General features: G+C 68.9%; 2 protein-coding genes. One reads left to right on the forward strand and one right to left on the reverse strand.

Features of this window, described 5'->3' with window-relative positions:
- Positions 1-37 precede the first annotated feature (37 nt).
- Positions 38-1609 carry an ISL3 family transposase gene (locus tag ACZ7OY_RS44590; protein WP_472251222.1) on the reverse strand — a complete coding sequence of 524 codons (1572 nt, stop codon included), beginning with the start codon at positions 1607-1609 and terminating at the stop codon, positions 38-40.
- Between ACZ7OY_RS44590 and ACZ7OY_RS44595 the strand changes: the two genes are divergently transcribed.
- Positions 1596-1754 carry a hypothetical protein gene (locus ACZ7OY_RS44595; RefSeq protein ID WP_472251223.1) on the forward strand — a complete coding sequence of 53 codons (159 nt, stop codon included), beginning with the start codon at positions 1596-1598 and terminating at the stop codon, positions 1752-1754. The two genes, ACZ7OY_RS44590 and ACZ7OY_RS44595, sit on opposite strands and share 14 nt — an antisense overlap.
- The last annotated feature ends 27 nt before the right edge of the window (positions 1755-1781 follow it).

Raw genomic sequence — 1781 nt, forward strand, 5'->3', positions numbered from 1 at the left:
GGGTCTGGCCCAAGTTGTGTGGGGTGGTGACGCAGCGTCATGCGAGGAGGACTCGTTTCCGGAGGAGCGGGAACCCGGCGCGGCCGAACATCTGCCGTTTGAGCATCTTGATCCGGTTGACTGCTCCTTCGACCGGCCCGGAGTTCCAGTCGGTGGTCAGCCCGGCGGTCACCGCATCGAAGTCGCCTTCCAGACCGACTGCGAAGGTGCTGATGCCGGGCAGGCCCGACGTCACTGCCGCAGTGATCCACTCGGGCAGGCGCAAGCCGTCGAGCGTCGTGAGCATCTCCGCGAACGAGCTGGTCAGCTCAGCGGCGGAGGCCAGTTCTGGGATGCGGTCGAGGACTGCCTTGCGGTGGAGTTTGTCCTCCTCGGTCAGGGTGGCCGGGTGCCGGGTGAGCCAGCCGGTCACCTGCCGTACCGACGGTGGTGGCGGAGCCGGAGTGAAGCCCTCGCGCTGGGGAAGGTCGCGGCGGATCCAGTCGCAGACGATGGAGTAGTGGCCACGGAATCCCCGGGTGCGGATCTCCCGGAAGAGAGCCAGGACGGTCACTCGTCCCCCGGTCTCGGCCCAACGTGCGGCCAGGTAGGGCTTGAACGGATCGAGCTTGCTCGGGAGCTGTCGTTTGCGGCCCTTGACCATGTCCTGCCAGGACGCTGCGCGGGCGTATCGCTGCACGGTGTGTCGGCCCCAGCCCAGATGCTGTGCGACGGCCCGCAGGCTCAGCCCCTGGGCGAGGAGTTCGTGGACCAGGGCGTGGTGCATCCGGGCCCGCTCGGCGAACTTGCCCGTCGGCGCGTCCGTTTCATCGTCCCGACCGGCGGCTTCTCCGGTCGGGGTCTCCCAGACGGGTTCCAGTTCGGGGACCGCCAGGGGCAGGTCACGCAGGCCGGAGCGGTGGGCGGCCACCGTTTTCTCGACGGCGTTAGCGAGGTTCTGCCAGAGGTGGAAGCGGTCGGCGACCTGGAGGGCTTGGGGTGCGGCGGTGTCGGCCGCTTCGGCGTAGGCGCCGGCGCGGTCGCGGCAGATGACTTCGATTCCGGGGTGGGCCGCGAGCCAGGGGGCGAGGGTGGCGGCGTCACGTTCGGGGAGCAGGTCGAGGACCCGGTGGGTCTCGGCGTCGATCACGACCGTTCCGTAGACGTGACCGCGGCGCAGGGCGAAGTCGTCCACGCCGACGGCGCGGGGCTCGGCCAGTACCGGGTCAGGCAGGTCCATCACCCGCCGCAACAGCGTATTTCGGCTGGTCACGATGCCCAGATGCGCGGCGAGGCGGGCTCCGGCCCGCCCAGCGAGCGCCAGCCCGACCCTGCTCATCGCGGACCGCAGACGCTCAGTGGTCCGGCCATGGCGCCTGGTCAGTCCCGGCACCTGCTCAACGAACGTGCGCCGCGGACAGCCCGAGGCCGCGCAAATGAACCGGCGGACCCTCAGCACCAAGACACACGGCCGCCCACCACAGGCCAGATCCCCGGGAAAGCGCCGGTAGGAGGCGTGGACCTGAGCCGACCAGTCCCCGCAGGCCGGACAGCGAGCACCGCTCGCGGTGCACCGTGCCTCGACGCGTATCGCTTCGTCGTTCGTCTCGACGGACGTGATCACGACCATCGTGCTCGACGGGAACAACAGCGCCTGCACCGCAGAGGAATCTTCGTTCACGGCGACCGAATGTCGAGCACACCAGCCATATGAGGAGCGAAATCCGGGCGACCTCCAAGCCGCAGCAGCGAAGATCAACAACTACAACGAGTAGCCACTCCACACAACTTGGGCCAGACCC

This window comes from Streptomyces sp. NPDC107559 (genome assembly GCF_055657365.1).

Bases quoted from the DNA above. Each gene is read 5' to 3' on its own strand.
- ACZ7OY_RS44590 (WP_472251222.1), bottom strand. From the start codon at position 1,609: ATGGTCGTGATCACGTCCGTCGAGACGAACGACGAAGCGATACGCGTC.